The 18,091-nt window shown below is 31.8% G+C and carries 15 protein-coding genes; 8 read left to right on the top strand and 7 right to left on the bottom strand.

The genetic code is table 11. The features are described from left to right. Nucleotides 1-156 precede the first annotated feature (156 nt). A complete protein-coding gene (locus V9L05_RS00160; RefSeq protein WP_338813895.1) occupies nucleotides 157-2,919 on the top strand; it encodes a COR domain-containing protein in 2,763 nt (920 codons plus the stop codon). A 218-nt stretch (nucleotides 2,920-3,137) separates the two neighbouring features. Here the strand turns inward: V9L05_RS00160 and V9L05_RS00155 are convergent, their stop codons facing one another. From V9L05_RS00155 to V9L05_RS00145, 3 genes are all read right to left on the bottom strand, one after another. Next, nucleotides 3,138-3,323 carry a hypothetical protein gene (locus V9L05_RS00155; protein WP_338813893.1) on the bottom strand — a complete coding sequence of 62 codons (186 nt, stop codon included), beginning with the start codon at nucleotides 3,321-3,323 and terminating at the stop codon, nucleotides 3,138-3,140. Nucleotides 3,324-3,601: 278 nt separating this feature from the next. Next, nucleotides 3,602-5,581, bottom strand: coding sequence for a flotillin domain-containing protein (locus V9L05_RS00150; RefSeq protein ID WP_338813892.1), 1,980 nt, complete (start codon nucleotides 5,579-5,581; stop codon nucleotides 3,602-3,604). A gap of 265 nt (nucleotides 5,582-5,846) precedes the next feature. Continuing rightward, a complete protein-coding gene (locus V9L05_RS00145) occupies nucleotides 5,847-6,515 on the bottom strand; it encodes a hypothetical protein (RefSeq protein ID WP_338813891.1) in 669 nt (222 codons plus the stop codon). A gap of 286 nt (nucleotides 6,516-6,801) precedes the next feature. Between V9L05_RS00145 and V9L05_RS00140 the strand changes: the two genes are divergently transcribed. Continuing rightward, entirely contained in the window at nucleotides 6,802-7,296 is a 495-nt protein-coding gene (locus V9L05_RS00140; RefSeq protein WP_338813890.1) for a DUF4385 domain-containing protein, read from the top strand. Here the strand turns inward: V9L05_RS00140 and V9L05_RS00135 are convergent. Beyond that, the gene (locus V9L05_RS00135; protein ID WP_338813889.1) at nucleotides 7,284-7,790 is read right to left on the bottom strand and encodes a hypothetical protein; all 507 of its coding nucleotides are present in this window, start codon (nucleotides 7,788-7,790) and stop codon (nucleotides 7,284-7,286) included. The genes V9L05_RS00140 and V9L05_RS00135 overlap by 13 nt on opposite strands. A 126-nt stretch (nucleotides 7,791-7,916) precedes the next feature. On the opposite strand from V9L05_RS00135, the gene V9L05_RS00130 reads away from it, so the two are divergent. From V9L05_RS00130 to V9L05_RS00110, 5 genes are all read left to right on the top strand, one after another. After that, a complete protein-coding gene (locus V9L05_RS00130) occupies nucleotides 7,917-8,294 on the top strand; it encodes a hypothetical protein (RefSeq protein ID WP_338813888.1) in 378 nt (125 codons plus the stop codon). A 112-nt stretch (nucleotides 8,295-8,406) separates the two neighbouring features. After that, the gene (locus V9L05_RS00125; RefSeq protein WP_338813887.1) at nucleotides 8,407-9,696 is read left to right on the top strand and encodes a dihydroorotase; all 1,290 of its coding nucleotides are present in this window, start codon (nucleotides 8,407-8,409) and stop codon (nucleotides 9,694-9,696) included. A 63-nt stretch (nucleotides 9,697-9,759) separates the two neighbouring features. Beyond that, nucleotides 9,760-10,197 carry a nuclear transport factor 2 family protein gene (locus V9L05_RS00120; RefSeq protein WP_338813886.1) on the top strand — a complete coding sequence of 146 codons (438 nt, stop codon included), beginning with the start codon at nucleotides 9,760-9,762 and terminating at the stop codon, nucleotides 10,195-10,197. Nucleotides 10,198-10,332: 135 nt separating this feature from the next. Then, nucleotides 10,333-10,716 carry a transposase gene (locus V9L05_RS00115; RefSeq protein ID WP_338811880.1) on the top strand — a complete coding sequence of 128 codons (384 nt, stop codon included), beginning with the start codon at nucleotides 10,333-10,335 and terminating at the stop codon, nucleotides 10,714-10,716. Nucleotides 10,717-10,766: 50 nt separating this feature from the next. After that, entirely contained in the window at nucleotides 10,767-11,612 is an 846-nt protein-coding gene (locus tag V9L05_RS00110; RefSeq protein ID WP_338811879.1) for an IS3 family transposase, read from the top strand. A 32-nt stretch (nucleotides 11,613-11,644) separates the two neighbouring features. Here V9L05_RS00110 and V9L05_RS00105 read toward each other — a convergent pair whose 3' ends face one another. The 3 genes from V9L05_RS00105 to V9L05_RS00095 all read right to left on the bottom strand — a co-directional run bounded on the left by V9L05_RS00105 (nucleotide 11,645) and on the right by V9L05_RS00095 (nucleotide 16,913). Then, complete coding sequence (locus V9L05_RS00105; RefSeq protein ID WP_338813885.1) at nucleotides 11,645-12,673, bottom strand: aspartate-semialdehyde dehydrogenase; 1,029 nt, start codon at nucleotides 12,671-12,673, stop codon at nucleotides 11,645-11,647. A gap of 425 nt (nucleotides 12,674-13,098) precedes the next feature. After that, nucleotides 13,099-16,383: a T9SS type A sorting domain-containing protein gene (locus tag V9L05_RS00100; protein WP_338813884.1), complete on the bottom strand. Its 3,285-nt coding sequence runs from the start codon at nucleotides 16,381-16,383 to the stop codon at nucleotides 13,099-13,101. A 251-nt stretch (nucleotides 16,384-16,634) separates the two neighbouring features. Then, entirely contained in the window at nucleotides 16,635-16,913 is a 279-nt protein-coding gene (locus V9L05_RS00095) for a hypothetical protein (protein ID WP_338813883.1), read from the bottom strand. A gap of 225 nt (nucleotides 16,914-17,138) precedes the next feature. Between V9L05_RS00095 and V9L05_RS00090 the strand changes: the two genes are divergently transcribed. Beyond that, nucleotides 17,139-18,056, top strand: coding sequence for a ribonuclease Z (locus V9L05_RS00090; RefSeq protein WP_338813882.1), 918 nt, complete (start codon nucleotides 17,139-17,141; stop codon nucleotides 18,054-18,056). Nucleotides 18,057-18,091 lie beyond the last annotated feature (35 nt).

Raw genomic sequence — 18,091 nt, 5'->3', positions numbered from 1 at the left:
GTCAAACGAGGCGTTGCCGTCGTTGAGGATTATAATTTTAAAACCTCGTTTGACGGCGAAGCCTCAACGACGGTTATTTTCCCCAAAAACCATTTTGTTTTTATAGAAAAAATATTGTTCTTGTTAGGCTAATAAAAAATCTAAAAACAAAGAAAAATGGATAAAGAAGAAGGAAAGAAACCAAAGGAAATATTAGAGTTAGAAAAAAAGTTTTCTGTTAAGTTAACAAAGAGATATAGTTTACAAGTAATACGAGAGATAGTAGGTATAAATAGTTATATGTTAGATAAAAAAAATAAAATCATCGGTCTTAATATTCGTAACACTACTTTCAGCGACTTTTCATTAGTAGAAGAGTTAAAGAACTTGATAGTGTTAAACCTAAGTGAAAATAAAATAGAGAAAATAAACTTGAAAAAGTTAAAGCATCTTAGGTTTGTGGACTTAAGAAATAACAAAATTAAATATATATCATTTGACAATCCTAATTTAGAAGGAATTGTCATTAACCAAACACCATTAGAAAGGCTAGAAATACTAAATGGAGAAAATGTTAAAAGAATTAATTTGGCTGAGACAAATCTCAATGATATTTCTTTACTAAAAGAGATAATTAATTATCCTCAAATTGAGAACCTTATATTATACAACAGTTTTAAGCAAACTTTAATACCTAGAGAACTCTTTGGAGAGTGGCTTAGCTTGAGAGATCTCAAAGATGGTTGTTTAAATGACTTAAAAAATTATTTCCAAAACCAAGATTTTGTCCCAAACAAAGAAATAAAAGTAGTCATTTTAGGTAATGGAATGGTAGGAAAAAGCACGCTTTTGAATCGTTTTTTGAATCCTACTGGCGATTGGGAAAAAGAAATACAAATAGATGTTAGCGATCGTACAGAAGGAGTTGCAATAGAAAGAAAGGAAGATTTCAAGTTAGAAGGAAATGAAAAAGTAAATTTAAATATTTGGGACTTTGGAGGACAAGAAGTGTATCATGGAACGCATCGTCTTTTTTTAGACAAAGATGCTGTTTACATTATCGTTTGGACATTAGAAACAGATGAGAAAGAATACGAAATTCGTCAAGATCTTGATTATTGGTTAGATTATGCACAAGATTTGGCTATTGATAGTCCTATAATTTTGGTGCATAGTCAGTGCGAAAAAGACAGCGATGAAAAAAGACAGAGAATAAATAAACAAATAGATATTAGCGAAGAATCAAAGTACAAAGAAAATATAGTAGAAAATTATTTACCATTTTCAGCTAAGAAAAAAATAGGAGTTGAAGAGTTAGATGAAGCTATTAAAAAAGCCATAACAGAAACAAATCTTTCTACAAGAATAAAAACAAAAATTCCTAAAAAATGGTCAGATTTGCGTGATGAATTGAGAAAATTAAGTAAAGGAGTGAAAAATAAAAAAGCCAAAGTAAATGAAATTTCAAAACAGAATTACCAAGATTTTTGTGATAAATATAAAATAGGCGAATCAGAAGCCGAAACGGTACTTACTTTTTTGCATCGAACAGGCTTTTTGTATTATGATACACAATTATCTAACAATATTATTCTCAATCAGACCTGGGCAATCGAAGCCATTTATGAAGCCTTAAAACCGAGTGGTTTAGTAAAAGATAAAAATGGAAAAATAAGTTCTGAAAGATTAAAAAGACTTTGGATAGAAAAAGGATATTCAGAAGAAGAAGCCAAAACGTTTATTAATTTTATGGTTAATTCTGAAATTTGTTTTTGTAAAGAGCAGCAATATTATTGGAAATTAGAAAATCCTACTTTTATTGTTCCTCATTATTTAGAAGAGCCTAATCCTTTACTTATAGAGTGGGATAAGCCAAATAGTTTTTATATGATTTACAAACCTCAATTTTTTCATAAAGGAATTGCAGAGCGTTTTTTAAGTCGTTTAGGGCGTTTGAGTGGACAAAATGCGTTATGGAAAGATGGAATACTTTTGAAAAGTGATATTTTTTCAAGTAAAGCATTAATTACTTTTGATAGAGAAAAGAAAGAAGTCAATATTTCTACTGAAAACTATGAGCTTTTGGAAGCAATACTAAAAGAACTCAATAAAATTTTAGATGAAGGTTCACAAACTAATCCTTCTGAAAAGGTAACGTTTTTTTATTCGCTTGATGGAAAGGAGTTTGTGGAAAAGAAAAAACTGATGACACAGATTGAAGATGATAATCAGTTTGTAAGAACAGTAAACAACAAAAAAGTAGAAGTAAAAGACTTTGCAGAAAAATATAGATTAAAAGAAACTCAAAAAACTATTTCTGAAAAATCTCATTTTGAAGAGGAAGGAAAACAAGCTAAAAATCCACTTATTGAGGAAGCTAATAATAAAGTTATCTCTAGTGAAAATTCAAAATCTCAAACCACAAATCAAAATACATATTTTATGACTCTCAAAGACGACGAACAGAACAAAGGAATTCATCTTACAGTAAATGTAGATGCAGGAATTAAGGATAGTTTCAAAGATTTTGGAAAATCACAACAAAATCAAAACCAATCACAACAAATTGATTTCAAAGCTTTTGAAAATAGTTTGGTTGATTTGCAGCGTAATCTAGGTTATGCAAAACAAGAAATAGAGGAAAAAATAAATAAAGAATGCGAAAACTCTCAACTCATTGAAGCAAGACAAACCATAGAAAAGACAATAGATGCAGCCGAACAAATTGAAGAAGATGCAGAAAAAGCTGTCGAAGGAGATAAAAAAGCAGAGAAAAATATCAAAAAAGATAAATCTGGATTTTTTAAACTTGTCGAAAATTGTTCTTCATACATTCCTAAACTAGCAGGAAAAGCAATAAATCCAAAAACATGGGAAAATGCTCAAAAAAGTTTAGAGGCAGCAGGAAAATTTGGCGAACAGTTAGGAAATATGATGTAGTTTGTTGCGATTTTGTTCCGTAGGAACTATATATTGGTAAAAATTTCAAATCCTCGTTGGTAGCAACGCCTCAACGACAGTTAGTTCAATAAACAAAAAAACTCCCAAAACTACAAACGTAGTTCTAAGAGTAGAAAAAATGAGTGTTAATGAATTGTAGTTAAATTTGTGGATTATAAACAATTTAAAAGAAGCTGTTTATAAATTCCGAGTTACTGCTATTTCGCATCTGCATTTTTTTGCATATAAATTTTATATTCTTTTTCTGCTAACTCAATCATTGTATCAAATAAAATAGCTTTTTCATCTAAAGCAGATAATTTTTCTTTTAAAGTTGTGTTTTGTTTTCTAAGATTACGAATTTCTTGTTCTTGCTCTAATAAGCGTTGTTCTGCTGTTTTCATGGAATGGTTTATTTTTTTTTAATGAAAATTTAAAATTATTTGGTATAGATAACTTCAAAAGTATTTTGTAATACCTAACTATTAACGTGAACTTGTAATTATATTTTAAATTATAATTATTTTTTTTATATCAGTATTTACTTGTCAGTCTGATTTTATTAAGCTAAAGTCAAACCTTGTTAGAACAAACTGAAAAGTTTATCTAATCTGTTAAGTAACTGTAAATACTGTTTTATAATTCCGAGTTCACGTTAATTAGTTTAAATAAAAACTAAAGTTTATAGGTATTCAACATCAGCAGCCGAATCGTCTTCTTTTTTGGCTTCTTCTTTCGCTTTTTCAGCTTCATTAAAGTTTTCAATGAAATTAAGCAATTTTTCGCCTCCTGGGATGCTGCTTACCATTTCCAAAACATCGCCATATTCATTATCTGATTTTATGGTCTTGACAACTTCTTTGAGCATCGGAACTGCCATTCCAACTCCCATAACCGTTCCCATAATACTTTGCATTGGCGAAGAACCATTTCCACCAAAACCTCCTATACCAGAGCCACTTGTAGTTCCATTTTGTCCTGTTCCTTGCATTCCATTGATATTCAAGAACTTGATACTATCAATTTTCTCAGCAGGAGCCATAAGTTTCTCCATAATTGTAGGCAATAAAGGAATAAGTTCTTTGATTGCATCTGCAAGAATAAGGTTTTTACCCACTTTATTTTGAGCCTCAATTTTAAGCATAAGTGCGTGTGCTTCTGCTTCTCCAATTTGTTTGATGGTTTGCGATTGCAACTCAGCAGCTTTGCTTTCCAACTCAGCAGCTTCTAATTTTGCTTGTGCAACTGTTCTCAAACGGTATGCCTCTGCATCTACATCTACATTGAAAGCAATCAATTCTTTCTTCGCTTCTTTGTCTGCTTCAATGACTTCAATTTGAGCTTGTTTATCAGCCGTTTTCAAATCCAGATCTGCTGCTTCCTGTTTTGATTGTGCATTCTTAATCAAGTTATAGGCTTTAATATCAGCTTCTACACGTTGGTTTGTAACCTGTGTTTGTGCTTGTTGTTCTGCTCTAATTACTTCGATTTCTTTATCACGATTTGCTATCTCAACAGCTTGAACAGTTTTTGCTTGCTCTTCTGCTCTAATTTTTTCGGCTTCTTGTTTTGCCGTTTCTTCTAGCATTTTGAGTTTTTCACGCAACTGCTCAGCTACTTCACTTTCTCTACGAATACGAGCCAGTTCAATCTCTTTTTCTTTGGTTTCATCAGCGACACTAATTGTTTGCTCTTTTAACTTTTGAGCGACAGTCGATTCTTGTTCTCTTTGCTGATTTGCCAAACTGATTGCTAATTCTCTAGCAATACTCGCTTGCTGTTCGATAGATTCTTGCTCTTGTTTTGTTTTTTCAGCTAAAGCATTTTCTCTAGATCTCGTTTCAGCGATTTCACGTTTTTGTCTTTCACCTTTAAATTCCAAATCTTGCGTAATCTCTAACTGACGAGTTTCGGCAGCTTGATTTTGCTCTGCGATACGAACTTCTTTTTCACGTAAGCGAAGGTTGGCAGCCTCTGCTTGTGATGCCGTTCTTTGTGCAATTTCCTTGATACCCTGAGAATCCAAAACATTTTGGTCATCGTGTTGAGAAAGAGGAAGCTGCTCCAAATACTGAATAGCCACATCGTCTAGCTTATATCCATTTAAAATTACATCAGAATCTTCATCTTCTCCTAGAGCTTTCATGATTTCCTTTTTGAATTCTGTACGGTTTTGGTACAACGAATCAAAAGTTAATTTCGAACCTGCCGTTTTCAAAGCATCTGAAAATTTCGCTTCAAAAAGTTCTCTAAGAATACTAATATCAGAAGCTCTTCCACACCCTACAGCACTTGCCACACGACGAATATCTTCGTCCATTGCATTAATTTTGATATAAAAATCAACTTCAACTTCTGCACGGATACCATCTTTACAAGAAAGACTTTCATGTTCACGTCTTCTGATTCTAACTGTTTTGACAGTCAAATCAATTGTTTCAATTTTGTGAAGAAGTGGTATAACAATTGCAGAACTAGTAGAAATAGATGCCTGTTGAAGTCCAAAACCTGTTTTTACAAGTGCCGTACCAGGACTTGCTTTCTTTAGAAATGCTCTAAGCAAACCTACTATAAAAACGAGAAATAGAATAACACCAGCAGCAACAAAGACAAAAGTAGGCATACCATTTATGCCATTTGATTGCAAAATAATTGCGTTCATATTTTTTAAAATTAAAAGTAGATAAATAAGTTTGATTGCTTTTCATTGAATAGACTCCTTTACAAGAAAAGAATTTTTATTAATTTTTGCTAAATTTTATGTAGTATTGGCAAAAGAAAAGCAGTACGAAAACAAGTTTCGCAAAAACGAAGGCATATAAAGTTCACATGGGAGTAAAATGTATAACAGACATTCTTGTCTGTTGAAGGTTTGAAATAACAACTGAAATATTATCATTTACACAGACTAGAAGTCTGTGATACATTTAGTTTAGCATCACGAAGTATAAATTTTTTTCTTGATCAAAATCTACAATGACTACTTCTTGCTTCTTTACGAATACAGAGCCTTTTTCAGCTACACGGATAGAAATATCGACAATATCTCCTCCATCTAATTTAAAGATAGCAGTTCCAAACTTGTCTGTAACTTCTGAAGAAGAAACAATGGCTACTTTTCCTACTAAGCTATTTGCAGTTCTGACAATTCCGTAATCTCTAAAGAAAGGTTTTATGGGTTTTAATAAAAAACCTGCAATAAAAACAGCTACAAAAAAAGAGATTCCAAAATTGACAAAAAACATTGTCCAAAGCTGCCAAGATATAGATAATTCTAACTGATTGATAGCAAACTGATTGAGCCAAACTCCAATAATTGCTTGTATAAAAAACAAGATGGTAAGTATTATTGAAATGGGAACTTGTCCGACACTCAAAAAAGCAAGAAAACCATCGCCTAAAGAAAATCCGTCTGCATCTACATCCATGTCTATATCTACATCAATATCAACATGAGGATGAGGAAAAAATCCTTCTATTGCACTATGACTAAACAATCCAATTGCTGACATAAGCCAAATTCCGATAGAAATTGCACCCAATACTCCATAAACTAAATTATAGGGAGCTTCTAAAAGTGTGATTAATTCGTTCATGGCTTTGTTATTTTATTATTGTAGTAAGTCGTAAATAGATGCAAATATGCAAAACTTATTTTAAAGTAGGTTTAATCTTTAAGTAAAGTAGTTTTAGTTTTTAAAATTTATGACTTAAAGTGTTTGTGGTTATATTTACGTAAAGTATCAAAAGAAGGTTTTGTTTTGCAATAACTATTCCAATTATAATTTTGCTAATACGCTCATTTAGAGCAGATTATTTTGTTAAAATATTTTTAACAATTTGATTTTATCAGTGTTTTCTTCTGTAAAAAAGCAATCTATTATGAAGAAATTTGATTATTCACGCAATTATAAAGAGCTTGATTTACGTAAAAATCCAGAGTTGTATGCTGTCGGTAAAGGAGAACAAGGTGTTTTGTTGGTAGAGCCTTATAAATCTGAAATATTACCTTATTGGAGATTCAAGACTCCCGAAATAGCAAAAGAATCTTCTGAAAAGATTTATCAATTATTTTTGTCATATTTGAAAGAAAAAGATTTTGTAGGCGCAGATATGGCTCGCAAATTTTTACAGATGGGCTATACTCGTTCACGAAGATATGCCAATTATAAAGGAGGAAGAAAATACAAAGGAGAAGTTCCTAAAGATAAAAAAGGACAAAGTGGTTCGCATGGAAGACCTCAATTAGAACGTCAAGAAGAAGACCCTGTAAAAGCCGAATCTGCTAGAATTTTTAAAGAAAAATGGTTTTTAGCAAAAGACAATGAAGAGTATTTAAAACAAAAGAAAATATTTCAAGAAAATTATTCAATGTAATTCAAGTTGTTGGTAGCTTCTAAGGTCAGGTATATCAATAAAATAAGTCGCAGAGACCAAAAAAAAGTACGAAACCAGTTTCTAAAAACAAGTTTTTCGATAGTTTTTATATCGTAGCCTTTGCTTAGTTTTCCATGTAGAGGAACAAAAATCCAAGCTGTCAGAATCCAAAGTAGAAGAGTAAAGACTAAAGCAATACTAGAAAAAGAATAAAAATTACTCATTCTGTTTCTTATACTTTCGCCTACATAATTGTTTTGAAGAGTATAATCTACTTCATATCCTTCCCAAACGAGCCAAAAGGATAATCCAAGTTCTATGAGCATAGGTAAAATTACTATTTTTCCTGTCAGTGTAGTATGCACAGAATGGAAGTTTTGAAAGTTCTGTTTGCCTACTTCTTTAAAGATAGGATAATGAACTACTTGCACAAACCAAATAAGTCCAACTAAAAAGCTAGTAATCAGTAGGTTTGAAAGTAAAATAGGAGACATAATTGAATATTGAAAATTAAGTAATTTTTTTAAGATAGGATTAATTTATGATTTTGTGCAACCAAATTTAGGAATTAGCATCTCAAATATAAATTTATCTCAAATTAATTACTAAATCTATCGTTTATGAACTTTGTTAAAATATCTGCTTCTTTTTTTATTTTTATTTCCATTTATTTTTTTTCTTCCATTTCTACATTTGCTCAATTAGATAAAAATTCGTGTCAAGAAATTTTAGGTGGTTTAAAAACAAAAGACTTTGAGGGATTATCGCTCATTACACACATACTAACAACAGATTCTCTTGTACAAAAGCCTTCTATTTATGTTTCTGCTCCTTTATTACTTGTTTTTAAGGAAAACTATCTTATAATAGAAGGTAATAGTGAAAAAAATCAAAGAAGTGTATATTTGCCTTACAACAGAATTAAATTTATTACAACTTACAACTGGAAACGTATCTTTTCTAGTGGCAAAACAATAGAGATTCATTTAATGGATTGATGAGAAACAAATAAATATTTGCTTTTATCTTAGCCAATTTGTGACAAAACTTTCAAACAAAGTTTTTACCTTTGCATCAAATACCAAAAATCACAGTTATTAATTTATAAAAATGCAATCGGAACAAACAACTGCACATTGGCTTCCAAAAGTAAGAATCATTAACTCAGAATATGATTCGAAAAAAGAATTTTGTATTGGAATAGCAGATGGAAAAATTACCCATCTAGTAGAATACAATCCCTCTATAACAATTCCTATAAATTATAAAAAAATAGATTGTGAAGATGCTTTTGTTTCAGTTGGTTGGTGCGATATGCGTGCTTTAGTGACCGAACCAGGGATGGAGCATAGAGAAACGCTAAACACAGCAGGTAAAGCTGCAAGTTTGGGAGGTTTTACACAAGTTGCTATTTTGCCAAATACGAAACCAACTTTAGAAAATAAAGAAAATGTTTATTTTTTAGAACAAGAAAATAAAAAATCTAATTCAAGAGTAGAATTTTTAGCAATTGCAGCCCTTACACATAAAGCAGAGGGACAAGAAATGACGCAAATGTATGACCTTCATAAAGCTGGTGCAGTTGCTTTTTCGGATGGCTTGAAAAATGTGTCTCATACAGGCGTTTTGATGCGAGCTTTACAGTATGCACAGGCTTTTGATGGACTTGTTATGCAACTTCCTTCTGATAAAAATCTTGCTAATGGACACATGCATGAAGGAATTACATCGACAAAATTAGGTTTGAAAGGTTTGCCATCTATTGCTGAGGAAATGATGATTCAAAGAGATTTGGAAATTTTGCGTTATACAGGTGGAAAAATTCATTTTTCTACTATTTCGACGGCTCGTAGTGTAGAACTTATCCGAAAAGCAAAACAAGAAGGATTAAACGTAACATGTGATATAGCAGCCTATCAACTCTCTTTTTTAGATGAATATTTGGCTAAAAATTCATTTATTTTTGATACATTTTTGAAAACTTTTCCTCCTTTCCGTACTCAAAATGATGCGACGGCAATTTTGGAAGGCTTGAAAGATAATACAATTGATGTTATTGTTTCGAATCATAATCCACACGATGAAGAAACTAAAAAACTAGAATTTGATTTGGCAGAATTTGGAATAATTAGTTTTCAAACAGCTTTTGCAGCTATCAGAAAGCAAACTGAACATATTTTGAGTATAGAAGAATTAATAGAAAAATTTACTACCAATCCAAGAAAGTTACTAAAACTAGAGCAACCTCAAATTAAAGAAGGACAAAAGGCTAATTTGACAGTCTTTTATCCTGACCAAGAGTGGGAATTTAGAAAAGAAGCAAATGTATCAAAGTCTAAAAATTCTCCATTTTTTGAATTAAAAAATAATTTGAAAGGCAAAGTTTTAATGACATTTTGAAAATTAAACTTATCAGTATATCTCAAAGATGTCTGACAGTTAAAACACAAACTTCTAAATTACATGAAAAACATTCTTATTTTATTTTTGCTTTTTTCTCTTTCGATAACCTCTTTTGCTCAAACTGTGAAATCAAAAGATGTAGCTCAGATTATGCAAACTTTTCAGAATCAACAAAAGGCGTGGAATAACGGCGACTTAGAAGGATTTATGAATGGATATTGGCAATCTGATTCTTTAAAATTTATTGGAAAGAATGAAATTACGTATGGATATGAAGCTACTTTGAATCGTTATAAAAAATCATATCCTGATACAGCAACAATGGGAAAACTTCAATTTGATATTTTATCCTTTAAAAAATTAGATAAAAAACATGTTTTTGTAATTGGAAAATGGCATCTTAAAAGAGATGAGAAAGAAGATTTAGAAGGTCATTTTACGTTGATTTGGGAGAAAATCAATAAAAAATGGGTGATTATTGCAGATCATTCTAGCTAGAAATAAATTAAAAAGTCAGATTTTAGAAGTAAGAAGTAAAAGCCAATAAAAAAGAGTTCAAATATTAATTTTTGAACTCTTTTTTGATTTTTATACTGTCTCGTCCTAACATAGTGTTACACAACCAATTTTATTATGGAACGTACCTATGTAAAACGTACACAGAAAGACTATACCATGCAGTTCAAACTTCAAGTAGTTAAGGAAATAGAACAAGGTCTTTTTACAATAACTCAAGCACAACGGAATTATGGTATTCAATGTCGTCATACTGTTGTGAACTGGTTAAAAAAATACGGTAATTTTGATCATTCTTATAAAGTAATTCGTCCTATGAAAACAGCAGAACAACGTTTAATGGAACAAGAGCAGGAAATTCGTCTTCTTAAAAAACAAAATGCCACTCTACAAGAAGAATTATCTACCTTAGATAAGAAAGCCATTTTGTTTGACATGATGATTGACTTAGCCGAAAAAGAATATAAAATTTCTATACGAAAAAACTCCAACCCCAAGTAGTTAGTTCATTTAGTGAACAGCCTGCAACCAGTATTGAAAAGACCTGTAAATTGCTTGGGATATCTAGACGGGTATATTATTATTCTTTATTTCGGACAGATAAATACAAAGAATTAGCTCAAAAAGTAGTTGATTTAGTCAAAGAAGTTAGACATCGAATGCCACGAGTGGGTACTCGTAAACTTTACCACATTTTAAAAATTCCTTTAAAGGCTTTAAAAGTGGGACGAGATAAACTATTTCGTATTTTGGAAGCTAATCATCTTCTTATTTTACCTAAACGGAGGTATCATGTTACTACAGACTCCTTTCATCGTTTCAAAAAGCATAAAAATTTAATTGCAAACTTGAAGGTAGATGGAGCAGAACAAGTTTGGGTAAGTGATATTACCTATATTGGAACACGAGAAAATCCGATGTATTTGGCATTGGTTACTGATGCGTATTCAAAGAAAATAGTTGGTTTTGATGTTTCTAATAGCTTAGAGACTGTTGGTTGTTCAAATGCTTTAAAAATGGCATTGAAAAACAGAAATTATCCGTTACGAGAATTGATTCATCATTCAGATAGAGGTGTCCAATATTGTAGTGATGAATATCAGACGATTTTAACTAAAAATCGTATTCGTTGTAGTATGACAGAATGTTATGACCCTTACGAAAATGCAGTAGCAGAACGTGTCAATGGTATTCTCAAACAAGAGTTTTTACTAGAAACTCAACAATCGTATTTGACTTGGATGAAACAATTAGTACAACAAAGTGTACAAATATATAATCAAGAAAGACCTCATTTTTCTTTATATATGCAAACACCAGAGCAAACACATCAAAAGGAAAATATTGAAATAAGAACCTATAAAAAAGAAAAATCAGACAATCTTAAGACTGCCTGATATATATTTAATCTATCTAAAAAACTGTAACACTATTTCAGGACTAGACATACCGTTTCTGTTTTTAATAAATTTTCTTTTACCAAATATTCAGCAATCTGAATAGCATTTGTGGCAGCTCCTTTACGAAGATTATCAGCCACAACCCACATATTGAGCGTGTTTTTCTGACTTTCATCTCTTCTGAGTCTTCCTACAAAAACTTCATCTTTTCCTTCTGAATTAATTGGCATTGGATATTCAAATTTGCTTACATCGTCCTGTAAAATAATTCCTTCTGAGTTTTTCAAGATTTCTCGTACTTCATTCAAATCAAAATCATTCTCAAACTCTACATTGATTGCTTCTGAATGTCCTCCCATAGTTGGAATACGAACAGCAGTAGCTGTCACCTGAATAGAGTCATCACTCATAATTTTTTTGGTTTCCAAAACCATTTTCATTTCCTCTTTTGTATAGCCATTTTCTAAGAAAACATCAATATGAGGAAGTACATTTAAATCAATAGGATGTGGATATACTTTATTTCCTGTTTCGCCTTTTCGTTCGCTCATAAGCTGATCAACGGCAGCTTTTCCAGTTCCAGTTACAGACTGATAGGTAGAAACAACTACACGCTTAATTTTATATTTCTTATGTAATGGATTGAGAGCCACTACCATCTGAATTGTTGAACAGTTTGGATTGGCAATTATTTTATCATTTTCATTTAGGTCGTGAAGCTCATGAGAGTTTACTTCTGGTACAACTAATTTGTAGTTTGGATTCATTCTCCAAGCCGAAGAATTATCGATTACAATTGTTCCTTTTTCTGCAAACTTTGGAGCAAACTCTAAAGAAACAGAACCTCCAGCTGAAAAAATAGCAATATCTGGAACAGCATCGATAGCTTCTTGCATGCTATGTACACGATATGATTTTCCATCAAATTCAATTTTATTTCCTACTGAACGCTCCGAAGCAACAGCAATAAGCTCAGAAACAGGAAATTTACGATTTTTCAAAACTTGTAACATTTGAGTTCCTACAAGTCCAGTAGCTCCTACAACAGCAATTTTCATTTTTTATGGTAGTTTAGATATATTTTCAATACTGATAAAATAAATTATACTCAAACTCATTAAGATTTAGAAAATTGAGCTACTTATCAGTACACCTCAAAGGTGTCAGACACTTTTTAACTGTACTGACACCTTTGAGGTGTCTGACAGTTCAAGCATATACTTCTAAAACTGATTTTGATTGAGTATAGAACAAAAATAAGACTTTATGAATTAATTTGTTTCAAAATCTGAATTATGAGATTCAATTTTTGATAATTTAGTAAAATAGATAAAAAAAACGCTTCTCTATTACTAGAAAAGCGTTTTTTGTATTTTTATTAAAAATACCATCAAAAACAGTATTTTATCAAATTCAACAGTCTTGAAGGCTGTTATACAAAAATAACCATGATAAACTTTAATTTATTATCAAGCAAAATAATCTATTTTTGTAATACTACTTTTTGTACATATAATTTGTTGTTATGTATAGCTTTCAAAATATAAGTACCACCTACAAATTTTTGAATATTCAGTTCTACATTTCCACCACCTTTACTAGAAGTACGTACTACTTCTTGTCCTGTGATTGTATAAACACGAATATCATAATTACCTGTTATTTTAGGTAATTCAAAACGTACTTTGTCTTGTGTAGGATTTGGATACACTTTTAGACTAATTGCATCAGTAGGATTTAAAATGCCTGTAATTCTATCATATTTGATTCCTATGTCAGAAGACCAAATACCACGTCCGTGCGTACCAATTACAAGTTGCCCATCATTTTCTTTTACCACAAGGCTAAAGACAGCTACTGCTGGGAAGTTAGGAACAAGTGACCAAGAGGCTGCATCATCATAAGAAGCCATAATACCAATTTCTGTTCCGACTAAAAGAGTATCTCCTTTTACAACCATTGAAAAAGGTACTACATCAGGAAATCCTTTACTACTTGTTGTATTTTGACCAAATCCAGAAATATCTTCCCAAGATTGCCCTAAATTTTTTGTACGCCATATTTTTCCTACACCTGCCTGTCCAAATAACATATAGGCTTCATTTCTATTTTCAGGGTTTGTTGCAAAGCCAGAAGATACACCAATATTTATTGAATTCGGTACTGGAGAAAATGTTTCTCCTCCATCTTTTGAAAGGAACATAGTACGATTTTGTGACATTCCACTACCTGCCCAAACAATATTTTGGTCACATAATGAAGGAAATATATTTGTAGTAGAACCATTGTAATTCCAAATTTCATCACCTATAGGTTTTGCTTTCCAAGTCTGTCCAAAATTAGTAGATTTGAACACACCACTTTTTCCTACTGCAAATACGACATCAGGAGCTACAGGAGAATATCCTAAACGAGTAACAAAAGGAGCGTTGTCATCATCTTTATCGCTAATTCCTGTTGATGAGAATGATACACTATTTCCTCCATCAGTAGAACGACCAATATCGTTGTTTACATAAGAAACAAGCATTAAATTTGGATTCGTTGCATGCCAAACACATTCCATTCCATCTCCACCATATACCTCTTTATAATCTGTTGAAGCATCTCCATCTTGACTAATTGAGAGTAAAGAGCCATTGTCTTGTGTTCCTCCTAAGTATTTGTCTTGTGTAGGATGTCTGTCTGCTCTATAAAACTGTGCAGTAGTTACATTATTAGTACCCTTATTGTCAATTTCTTTCCAAGAATTTCCGAAATTATCAGAGTACCCCAATCCACCATCATTAACAGAAATCAAGCGAGAACCTGCAAAAGTTAACATATGATGATCTACATGAAGCTGATCACCACTAACAGGACCAGGGGTTTCTCCTTGTGATACACGCCCATGTGTCATACGTGTAATTTGGCTATCTTGATAAGTAACATCTCCATAGTTAAGACGCAAAACAGATGAGGCAGTAGGAGAAAATGAAGAGTTTGGAGTCAAGAAAGGCCATAAGAAATAAATTTGATCTACTTCATGTCCTGCATTTACTGTAATTCTATCACTAGGAGTTGTTTCATAAGGAATAGCATGCACAAACATATATTCACGAGTATTTACATAAGTTGGATCATTTGCTTCATCTCTTTCCGTAAAACTAAATTCTCCATCTCCTACATTATCACGAAAAGAAAACATAAGTTGCCTATTGTTTTCTATATCCCAAACTTCAAAAGGCACATCTACATAATCTTGATATACATATTCAGAAGCTGCAACACCTGAAGTAGCTCCTCCTCCTGCAGCTAAAAAACGGTGTGCTTTCTGTGACTTTCCAGGTCCAAAACGAAACTCTACAGTTACAGACTTACTAGGATTTTTTATTTCTACTCTGCCACCCCACTCAACAAAACCAGTAACACTTGTAAAACTAAGAAAATCTAAGTTTTCTTTCTCTCCACCCAAGAATTTACGAACTTTTCGGGTAGTTGCTGTATTTATTGTAGCTTTCCACAAATCTACGCCACCCCAATATACTGTGTTCTCATCTGTTGGATTTACGACAATAGCATTATCATAGAAGCCTTGTTGTAAATAATCTTCTCTTTTCTGAGTACGATTTTCTTCAACTATTTTCCAAGAAATACCTCTATCAGATGAAACTAAAAGACGAGATACAGCACCTGCAATATCTACAGAAGCATATATAATAGCTGGGTTTGTAGGAGAAATAGCTAGTTCAGAACGTCCTACACCACCACTTGCTGTTGCTTGAGTTTCTGCTACAGAAGTCATTGGAGTATCTTGCCAAGTAAGTCCTGCATCAGTAGAACGAATTAATTGACCTCCTTCACCTCCAGTACCGACAGCATACATGTTATTGAAGTTACCTGGTTCTGCAATTATTTGTTGTAATCTTTGAGTGTTATTATAGACACTTGTCCAAGATGTTCCTCCATTTGTAGAACGGAATATATTAGATGTAAAGCTATCCTCAGGATCAGTTCCTTTACTTTCAAAAGGGTTGTAAGAAGAGGTTACCAAAACTAAATTTGGATCAGTAGGAGAAACAATAACACGAGTTCCATGTAAAAAGTCGGTTATACGAGGCACTGTAGTATTTATACGATTCCAAGTATCTCCTCCATCAGTAGATTTAAAAACACCTCCACCATTAATACCAGCATTACCAAAAGGTGTTTCTCCTGTGGTGGCATACATAATATTTGGACTAGATTGTGCTTGTGCAATGGAAGTGATACCTAAGTGAGACATATTTCCTGATTTGTCTGTCCAAGTGTTTCCTCCGTCGGTAGTTTTCCAAATACCACCACCAGCAGTACCTATAAACCAAGTATTATTAGAAGTATCTCGTACGTCCACAACAATACAACGAGTACGTCCAGCTACGTTACCAGGACCTCGCTCATCAAATACAAACTCTTCTTCAGTACGAGCATTACGAGTAGCTTCTAGGCTACTTTCTAAAGCTAATTGACGATACCCTATTTTATAGTTAGGATGTTTTTCTCCTTCCTTGGTACGAATATCATTCATATATTTTAAGTAACCCGAGATTTCCATTGTCTTTACATATCCCTCTCTGTTACGTATAGCAGCTTTTTTTGCAGCTTGCTTTTCTTTCCAGTCTTTTATATTTATACTTGATTCTTGTTTTTGTGATAAATCAACAGAAGTAGTATTTAGTTGAAAGTATCCAAAAATACCTGTACTAATTCCTAGGACTGTTACTCCAGTTAATAGGTATTTTTTATTCATTTTTTTTAAATTTTAAAAGTAAATCAGTTTATTATTTTGTTTTCAAATAAATTATTAGCAATCAATCCCCAAAAATATCTTCTTGATTAAAATAATGTTATAATATGTAAAGATACTAACCACCTTGTCTTTTAACAAATAGATTCATCATAATTCAATTAATAAAAAAATCTTCTTAGCGTTTACTAAGAAGATTAATAATTTTTGAATCAAGAGAATATAACTACAAAAAGCTAAATTTTTATCAATTATTAAAACTCATCATCTTCTGAAATATAATCATCATATTCATCGAAATCAGTATCAAATTCGTCAAAATCTGGATCTAAATCAAGGTCTGAAAAATCATCCTCTAAATTAAATGTAGTATCGTCGTCATCATCTAGATTTTTCACATTCCAAGTAGTTGAAGAAGCTTGATTAGAAAAAGAAGATGGTTCTTCGATAGAAATTAAGCTTTCTTGAGAGGTGTAATTATTTAATAACATAAAAGCAGGATTTTTAGGTGAAATATATAAGGTAAAAATCATTAGCAAGTAATCAGAACTTGATAATGGTTTGGGAAATAGAATAAATGAGGTGATTTTGATACAAGATTATTAAACAAATTTCAATTTACAAAGACGAATTCCAAATTAAGATATAATTTTTGTTGAAAAATAATTTAGTGAACCTAAATTTAGGTTTTTATTTGTATTTTACCCTCTATATTTACTTTTTACTTTTTTTATTGTTCATAACGAATTTTTATTATCGTGATTTTTGAACTTACTATATTAGGTGCAAATGCTGCTATTCCTGCACACGGACGTTTTCCTACTTCTCAGGTTTTGTGTATCAATCATAGATATTATATGATTGACTGTGGAGAAGGTGCACAAATACAGTTATTTAGAAATAAAATAAAAATTAATAAAATACATGCCATTTTTATAAGTCATCTTCATGGCGACCATTATTTAGGACTTATGGGACTTCTAAACACCATGAATTTGCGTGGAAGAACCGAACCTCTCTATTTGTGTGCACCCAAAGGTTTACAAGAAATAATTATTTTGCAGCTCAAATATTCTTATGCAGTTCTTAATTATTCGCTTCATTTTGTGGAAACGAATCAAGAAGAATCTGTATTTTTATTTGAAGACGAAAAAGTAAGAGTTCATACAATTCCTTTATTGCATAGAATTCCGTGTTGTGGTTTTTTATTTAGAGAAAAAGAAAAAGATAAAAATCTAATCAAAGAAAAAATTCCAACTGATTTGCCTGTTGCTGGAAGAATTGCTCTTAAAAAGGGAGAAAGTTTTGAGTATAATAATCAAATTTTGAAAAATGAAGAGTACACTTATGCACCAAATAAGAGACGAAGTTATGCTTTTTGTTCGGATACTGTTTATTTGCCTTCTTCACCTTTGATAGAAATTATTCAAAATGTAGATTTGTTGTATCATGAAGCTACTTTTACACAAGTACATGAAAAACGGGCTGCACAAACTTTTCATTCTACTGGTCAGCAAGCTGCTTTGATTGCTAAAGAAGCAAATGTAGATAAACTCATTTTAGGACATTTCTCTACTCGTTATTACGATTTATTACCTGTTTTGGAAGAGGCACAAGCTGTTTTTCCCAATTCTGCTTTAGCGATTGAAGGCGAAACATTTCCTGTAAACGAATAGATTTTGATTGAATAATAATTACAGAAAGAATAATT

Origin of the sequence: Bernardetia sp. Wsw4-3y2, from assembly GCF_037126295.1 — a bacterium.
In the GTDB taxonomy this organism is placed as follows: domain Bacteria; phylum Bacteroidota; class Bacteroidia; order Cytophagales; family Bernardetiaceae; genus Bernardetia.
Note: the sequence above shows the minus strand (reverse complement) of the source record. Positions and strands in the feature narration are given on the sequence as shown.

What these genes read in the sequence shown, in the direction of transcription:
- V9L05_RS00160 (WP_338813895.1), top strand. Translation starts at nt 157, where the DNA reads ATGGATAAAGAAGAAGGAAAGAAACCAAAGGAAATATTAGAGTTAGAA.
- V9L05_RS00155 (WP_338813893.1), bottom strand. Translation starts at nt 3,323, where the DNA reads ATGAAAACAGCAGAACAACGCTTATTAGAGCAAGAACAAGAAATTCGT.
- V9L05_RS00150 (WP_338813892.1), bottom strand. Translation starts at nt 5,581, where the DNA reads ATGAACGCAATTATTTTGCAATCAAATGGCATAAATGGTATGCCTACT.
- V9L05_RS00145 (WP_338813891.1), bottom strand. Translation starts at nt 6,515, where the DNA reads ATGAACGAATTAATCACACTTTTAGAAGCTCCCTATAATTTAGTTTAT.
- V9L05_RS00140 (WP_338813890.1), top strand. Translation starts at nt 6,802, where the DNA reads ATGAAGAAATTTGATTATTCACGCAATTATAAAGAGCTTGATTTACGT.
- V9L05_RS00135 (WP_338813889.1), bottom strand. Translation starts at nt 7,790, where the DNA reads ATGTCTCCTATTTTACTTTCAAACCTACTGATTACTAGCTTTTTAGTT.
- V9L05_RS00130 (WP_338813888.1), top strand. Translation starts at nt 7,917, where the DNA reads ATGAACTTTGTTAAAATATCTGCTTCTTTTTTTATTTTTATTTCCATT.
- V9L05_RS00125 (WP_338813887.1), top strand. Translation starts at nt 8,407, where the DNA reads ATGCAATCGGAACAAACAACTGCACATTGGCTTCCAAAAGTAAGAATC.
- V9L05_RS00120 (WP_338813886.1), top strand. Translation starts at nt 9,760, where the DNA reads ATGAAAAACATTCTTATTTTATTTTTGCTTTTTTCTCTTTCGATAACC.
- V9L05_RS00115 (WP_338811880.1), top strand. Translation starts at nt 10,333, where the DNA reads ATGGAACGTACCTATGTAAAACGTACACAGAAAGACTATACCATGCAG.
- V9L05_RS00105 (WP_338813885.1), bottom strand. Translation starts at nt 12,673, where the DNA reads ATGAAAATTGCTGTTGTAGGAGCTACTGGACTTGTAGGAACTCAAATG.
- V9L05_RS00100 (WP_338813884.1), bottom strand. Translation starts at nt 16,383, where the DNA reads ATGAATAAAAAATACCTATTAACTGGAGTAACAGTCCTAGGAATTAGT.
- V9L05_RS00095 (WP_338813883.1), bottom strand. Translation starts at nt 16,913, where the DNA reads ATGATTTTTACCTTATATATTTCACCTAAAAATCCTGCTTTTATGTTA.